The organism is Pseudomonas agronomica, assembly GCF_025917275.1.
Taxonomy (GTDB): Bacteria; Pseudomonadota; Gammaproteobacteria; order Pseudomonadales; family Pseudomonadaceae; genus Aquipseudomonas; species Aquipseudomonas agronomica.
This window is the reverse complement of record NZ_JAOSHO010000312.1, coordinates 1-6156: the sequence shown is the minus strand read 5'-3', so window position 1 is coordinate 6156 and position 6156 is coordinate 1. Positions and strand designations below refer to the sequence as shown.

The window sequence follows — 6156 nt, the reverse complement described above, 5'->3', positions numbered from 1 at the left end:
CCTCGCCACGGGATCATTCAACAGAGATTGTCGCCAAGGAGCCCCATCATGTACCTCGCCGAATTCCTCACCGTCGCCCTGATCCATTTGCTGGCCGTGGCCAGTCCTGGTCCGGATTTCGCCGTGGTGGTGCGTGAAAGCGTGACCCACGGTCGTCGCGCCGGGACCTGGACAGCGTTGGGCGTCGGCACGGCGATTTTCCTGCACGTGGGGTATTCGCTGCTGGGCATCGGCCTGATCGTGTCCCAATCGATCGTGCTGTTCAACGCATTGAAGTGGGCCGCCGCCGCCTACCTGTTGTACATCGGCTTCAAGGCATTGCGTGCGCAGCCGGCCAAGGCCAGCGAGGAAAACCTGCACAAGGAAGTCGGCGAACGCACCGCTCGCGGCGCATTTACGGCCGGCTTCGTGACCAATGGCCTGAACCCCAAGGCGACGCTGTTCTTCCTGTCCCTGTTCACCGTGGTCATCAACCCCCATACCCCGATGGCGATCCAGGCCGGCTACGGCGTATACCTCGCGGTCGCCACGGCGGCCTGGTTCTGCATGGTGGCGATGCTGTTCAGCCAGGCGCGGGTGCGTGCCGCTTTTGCCCGCATGGGCCACTGGTTCGACCGGACCATGGGCGCCGTGCTGGTTGCGATCGGGGTGAAGCTGGCATTTACCGAGGCCCATTGATTGGGCTGAACCCGTCCCGATGATGGCTCAAGGCTGGTATTTGCGGGCGGATCAAATCATTCCTTCGGCTGATTTGATCCGTGGAGAAGCGCTTTAGAGTGCTTGCTTCCAGCCAAGACCGTGCAGTCAGAAAAGGGACACTTATGTTGCAGACTCGCGTAATTCCTCCAGCCGAAGGCGCCTATCAATACCCGCTGCTGATCAAGCGGCTGCTGATGTCCGGCGCGCGTTACGAGAAAACCCGCGAGATCATCTACCGCGACCAGTTGCGCTACAGCTACCCGACGCTGATGGAGCGCGTCGCGCGGCTGGCCAATGTGCTGACCGAGGCGGGGGTGAAGGCCGGCGATACCGTGGCGGTGATGGACTGGGACAGCCATCGTTACCTGGAATGCATGTTCGCGATCCCGATGATCGGCGCGGTGATCCACACCATCAACGTGCGCCTGTCGCCGGAGCAGATCCTCTACACCATGAATCACGCCGAGGACCGCTTCGTGCTGGTCAACAGCGAGTTCGTCGGGTTGTACCAGGCGATTGCCGGGCACCTGACCACGGTGAAGAAAACCCTGCTGTTGACCGACCTGCCGGAAAAAACCGCCGACCTGCCAGATCTGGTTGGCGAGTACGAGCAACTCCTGGCCGGTGCAAGCCCGGTCTACGACTTCCAGGATTTCGACGAGAACTCCGTCGCCACCACGTTCTACACCACCGGCACCACGGGCAACCCCAAGGGCGTGTATTTCACCCATCGGCAACTGGTGCTGCACACCATGGGCGTGGCGACCATCATGGGGGCGATCGACAGCGTGCGGCTGCTGGGTACCAACGACGTGTACATGCCGATCACGCCGATGTTTCACGTTCACGCCTGGGGCCTGCCCTACGTGGCGACCATGCTGGGGCTCAAGCAGGTCTACCCCGGCCGTTACGACCCGGAGTTCCTGGTGCAGCTGTGGCGCAAGGAAAAGGTCACTTTTTCCCACTGCGTGCCGACCATCCTGCAGATGCTCCTCAACGCCAAGGGCGCCCAGGGCGTCGATTTCGGCGGCTGGAAAATTGTCATTGGTGGCAGCGCCCTCAACCGCAGCCTGTACGAGTCGGCCAAAGCCAAGGGCATCCAGCTCACCGCTGCCTACGGCATGTCCGAGACCGGCCCGCTGGTGTCCTGCGCCCACCTCAACGACGAACTGATGGCCGGCAGCGAAGACGAACGCATCACCTACCGGATCAAGGCCGGCGTGCCGGGGCCGCTGGTGGAGGCGGCGATCGTCGACGGCGAGGGCCGCTTTCTGCCCGCCGACGGCGAGACCCAGGGCGAATTGGTGCTGCGCGCACCGTGGCTCACCGAAGGTTATTTCAACGAACCGCACAAGGGCGCCGAGCTCTGGAGCGGCGGCTGGTTGCACACCGGCGATGTCGCCACGCTCGACGGCATGGGCTTCATCGACATTCGTGACCGCATCAAGGACGTGATCAAGACCGGTGGCGAGTGGATCTCCTCCCTGGACCTCGAAGACCTCATCAGCCGTCATGCGGCGGTACGTGAAGTAGCAGTGGTCGGCATTCCCGATCCGCAGTGGGGCGAGCGGCCGTTTGCCTTGCTGGTGATTCGCGAAGGGCACGAGATCGGGGCTCGCGAGCTCAAGGAGCACCTCAAGCCGTTTGTCGAGCTGGGGCACCTGAGCAAGTGGGCAATCCCGAGCCAGATCGCCCTTGTTACGGAAATTCCCAAGACCAGCGTCGGCAAGCTCGACAAGAAGCGTATCCGCGTCGACATCACCGAATGGCAGAGCAACAACAGCACCTTCCTCTCGACGCTCTGAGCGTCCCTGCCGTGCCCGAAAAGGGCACGGCAGCCCCACCAAGCAAGCGCTTGTCTTGTCAAAACCGAAAATTCAGCCATCCTTGCCGTGCCGACAGCCGTCGGCCTGGCGAAGGACTGTTCCAGAGTGGTCGGGGGCTGCAAATCACACTTTAGAGGGATCAAGCCGTACTACCTGCTGGCTATAGTCCGCTCAAGGTTTTCTGGAATGGGACGCACGTGCCAGCACGGCGAAGGGTTTCCGGAAATACCCACTGCCATAACAATAAAACACATGGAGTTGCGTCGATGACCTCAGCAAACACTTTCTGGCGCCGGGCAAAATTGCCGCTGGCCGTCAGTCTTGCCTCTTCGCTCGCCGGCCCGGCTTTCGGCGTCAGCTTCAACATCGGTGAAATCGAAGGCCAGTTCGATTCGTCCCTGTCGGTCGGCGCGAGCTGGTCCACGGCCAAGGCCAACCGCGACCTGATCGGTGTGAACAACGGCGGCAAGGGCCTGTCCCAGACTTCCGATGACGGCCACCTGAACTTCAAGCGTGGGGAAACCTTCTCGAAGATCTTCAAGGGCATTCACGATCTGGAGCTGAAGTACGGCGACACCGGTGTGTTTGTGCGTGGCAAGTATTGGTACGACTTTGAACTCAAGGACGAAAACCGTCTTTTCAAAGACATCAGCGACAGCAACCGCAAGGAAGGCGCCAAGTCCTCCGGCGGTCAGATTCTCGATGCGTTCGTCTACCACAACTACGCGATTGCCGATCAACCGGGTTCGGTCCGCCTGGGCAAGCAGGTCGTCAGTTGGGGTGAGAGCACCTTCATCCAGGGCGGTATCAACGCCATCAACCCGGTCGACGTGTCCGCGTTCCGTCGTCCGGGCGCCGAGGTCAAGGAAGGCCTGATCCCGGTCAACATGTTCTATGTGTCCCAGAGCCTGACCGATAACTTGTCGGCTGAAGCCTTCTACCAGATCGAGTGGGACCAGACGGTTGTGGATAACTGCGGGACGTTTTTCTCGCAGCCGGATGTGATTGCGGATGGGTGCTCGGATAATTTGCGGGTGCTGAATAAGCGTTCGACTATCCCTGGCGCAGCCTTGCCATTCCTGACTGCGAATGGCGTGGATGTGAACGAAGAAGGCGTGCTGGTTCGTCGAGGCCCGGATCGCGATGCCCGGGACAGTGGTCAGTGGGGCGCATCGCTGAAATACATGTTTGAACCGCTGGATACCGAATTTGGCGCCTATTTCATGAACTATCACAGCCGCGCTCCAATTTTCAGTGCAACGGGAGCTGCGTCACGGTTCTATACGACGCCGCTGGGACCATTGGCTGGTCTTCGCCCTTTGATCGTGGCGGGTAATTCCAATTATTTCGTTGAATATCCGGAAGATATCCGACTCTATGGCTTGAGTTTCTCGACCACGTTACCTACAGGAACCGCATGGAGCGGTGAGTTGAGTTATCGGCCGAATGCGCCCGTTCAACTGAGCACGACTGATATTTTGTTTGCAGGTGTTCGCCCGATCCAAGGGCCAGGGGGGACGCTTCCTTTTGATAACGCTTCGCTCCTGACAGGCGTACCAGGCCAGGATCTGCACGGCTACCGTCGCAAGGAAATCACCCAGTTCCAGACCACATTCACCCACTTCCTCGACCAGGTCATGGGCGCCAGCCGTCTTACCCTGGTGGGCGAAATCGGTGTGACACATGTGGGCGGTCTGGAAAGCAAATCCGACGTTCGCTACGGTCGTGATCCGGTATTCGGGCCGGGTGAGCTGCCAAATGGCTTCTGCAACACCCTCAACACATCGACCGCCGCCGGCGGCGGCCAGACCATCAACGACGTCAACAGCAACTGCAACAACGACGGCTTCACCACCGCCACTTCCTGGGGCTACCGCGCTCGCGCCATCTGGGACTATCCGGACGTCTTCGCCGGTGTGAACCTCAAGCCCAACGTGGCGTGGTCCCATGACGTGAAAGGCTACTCGCCAGGCCCTGGCGCCAACTTCGAGGAAGGTCGCAAGGCCGTCAGCCTCGGGCTGGATGCCGAGTACCAGAACACCTACAACGCGAGCCTGGCCTACACCAACTTCTTTGGCGGGGACTTCAGTACCGTGGACGATCGCGATTTCGTGGCGCTCAGCGTCGGCGTGAACTTCTAAGCACCGTATTTCAGGACGACACACTATGAAAATAACAAAGAATCTATTGCAAGTCGGTGCGCTGGGGTTATCCCTGTTGGCGGCCAGCGTCATGGCCGCCGTGCCTGCCGCCGAGGCCGATAAGCTGGGCAAGAGCCTGACGCCGATGGGCGCCGAGATGGCCGGCAATGCCGATGGTTCGATCACAGCCTGGAAACCCATGGCCAAGAACGCCGGCAGCGTGGACGGCAAAGGCTTCCTCTCCGACCCGTACGCCAGTGAAAAACCGGTCTTCACCATCACCGCGCAGAACGTCGACCAGTACAAGGACAAGCTCGCCCCGGGCCAGTACGCGATGTTCAAGCGCTACCCGGAAACCTTCAAGATGCCGGTCTATCCGACCCATCGCGGCGCCACCGTGCCGGATGACGTGTTGGCCTCCATCAAGAAAAACGCCGTGAACACCAAGCTGGTGGGCGGCGGCAACGGCCTGGAGAATTTCGAGACGGCGGTGCCGTTCCCGATTCCCCAGAGCGGACTCGAAGTGATCTGGAACCACATCACCCGCTATCGCGGCGGCAGCGTGACACGACTGGTCACCCAGGCCACGCCGCAGCCCAACGGTTCGTACAGCCTCGTGTACTTCCAGGATCAGTTCGTGTTCCGTGACAAGATCAAGGGCTTCGATCCGGCCAACCCGGGCAACGTGCTGTTTTACTTCAAGCAGCAAGTGACGGCGCCGGCGCGCCTGGCCGGTACCGTGCTGCTGGTGCACGAAACCCTCGACCAGGTGAAGGAGCCGCGCAAGGCCTGGATCTACAACGCCGGCCAACGCCGCGTGCGCCAGGCGCCGCAAGTCGCCTACGACGGCCCGGGTACCGCCGCCGACGGCCTGCGCACCTCCGATAACCTGGATATGTACAACGGCGCGCCGGACCGTTACGACTGGAAGCTGGAAGGCAAGAAAGAGCTGTACATCGCCTCCAACAGCCACAAGATCGATTCGCCGCAACTCAAGTACGCCGACATCCTCAAGGCTGGCCACATCAACCAGGACCTGGCTCGCTATGAGCTGCGTCGTGTCTGGCACGTGACCGCGACCTTGAAGGAAGGCCAGCGCCACATCTACGCCAAGCGTGACTTCTACATTGACGAAGACACCTGGCAAGCTGCGGTCATCGATCACTACGACGGTCGCGGCCAGCTGTGGCGCGTCGCCGAAGCCCACGCCGAGAACTACTACGACAAGCAAGTGCCGTGGTACGCCATGGAGGTCATCTATGACCTGCAGTCCGGTCGCTACCTGGCCCTGGGCATGAAGAATGAAGAGAAATCGGCCTACGACTTCGGCTTCACCGCCACCACCGCTGATTTCACTCCGAACGCATTGCGCCAGGAAGGAATCCGCTAAACCGCTTTGCCCGAGGCCGCATCCTCGAAGAAACGCCCCGACTGGTTCGGGGCGTTTTTTTTGCCAACACAATCCCTTTGTGGCGAGGGAACTTGCTCCC

4 protein-coding genes are annotated in these 6156 nt (G+C 60.7%); all 4 read left to right on the top strand.

Annotated elements, in window-relative coordinates; genetic code table 11:
- Positions 1-48: 48 nt before the first annotated feature.
- Positions 49-678, top strand: coding sequence for a LysE family transporter (locus tag OC610_RS19225; protein WP_198796258.1), 630 nt, complete (start codon positions 49-51; stop codon positions 676-678).
- A gap of 143 nt (positions 679-821) precedes the next feature.
- Entirely contained in the window at positions 822-2504 is a 1683-nt protein-coding gene (locus OC610_RS19220; protein ID WP_264429883.1) for a fatty acid--CoA ligase, read from the top strand.
- 287 nt (positions 2505-2791) lie between these two features.
- Entirely contained in the window at positions 2792-4666 is a 1875-nt protein-coding gene (locus OC610_RS19215; RefSeq protein WP_264429881.1) for a DUF1302 domain-containing protein, read from the top strand.
- A gap of 25 nt (positions 4667-4691) precedes the next feature.
- On the top strand, positions 4692-6056 hold the full coding sequence (locus tag OC610_RS19210; protein ID WP_264429879.1) for a DUF1329 domain-containing protein: 1365 nt from the start codon (positions 4692-4694) through the stop codon (positions 6054-6056).
- Positions 6057-6156: the final 100 nt, after the last annotated feature.